General features: G+C 41.8%; 1 protein-coding gene and 1 pseudogene. Both read right to left on the bottom strand.

Features of this window, described 5'->3' with window-relative positions:
* Window positions 1-377 (bottom strand): annotated as a pseudogene (locus AC1DSE_RS35980) (sensor histidine kinase); the annotation flags it as partial.
* Window positions 367-822 (bottom strand): substrate-binding domain-containing protein (locus AC1DSE_RS35975; RefSeq protein WP_477529207.1); only part of this gene is annotated, 456 nt, incomplete at its 5' end. The gene AC1DSE_RS35975 and the pseudogene AC1DSE_RS35980, both read right to left, overlap by 11 nt.

Genomic DNA, 822 nt, shown 5'->3' with positions numbered 1-822 from the left:
CCCATAACATCGGGGTTCCCCGTATTTAAATAAGTACGTGCCAAATAATTGTTTACCTCGAATTGGTCCTGATTCAGCTGTGAACGGCTCTGATAGGAGTCGCGACGCAAAATAGCGATCATATTGTCAGAGTTGAACATTAATGTATGCAGCTCTGCAAAATCCTCCATATGCTTCGTTATATTCGCATTTGCTTGATACAGAAAACGGGGCATATATTCACCAATTTGTTCTTCAATTGATTTTGTGTACTGCAAATAAGAAAAAGTACCGAGCAGCGACATGGGGATAACGCTTAGCAGTAAATAAACTAATATAAKCTTAGAGCTGAGCCGATAGTTTCTGAAGCGCAGTTGCTCTGGAAATTTAAAAATCATATTGATCCACATTCTCTGCTGTAAAATCGATCGGTTCTCCCATAATGACCGTATCCCTGTTCACCCTAATAGTTCCGACATTATAAATGTCTTGACCATCATATGGCAGCTTGCCTTCGAGCAGATTTTTTGCRAGCACAACAGTTAAATATCCAAGTTTTTTGGGACTCCAAAGTGTCGCCATTTGTGCCGAGCCGTCCTTTAAATAATCGCGCATCAAATTCGGCGTGGAGAGACCGACAACTTTGACCTGACCTGTTTTGCCAGCTTCTCTTACAGCTTGTGCGGCAGCTGGAGGTCCTACAGAAGAATTGCCGATAATGCCTGCAAGATTTGGGTATTTAGCTAACAGTTGTTTTGCTTTCTCATAAGCCTTTTGCGGATCATCTTCCGTCTCTACAATATCAATCAGCTTCATTTTCGGGTAAAACTCACTCTGCTGATG

This window comes from Paenibacillus sp. 01L418 (assembly GCF_056400045.1).
Note: the sequence above shows the minus strand (reverse complement) of the source record. Positions and strands in the feature narration are given on the sequence as shown.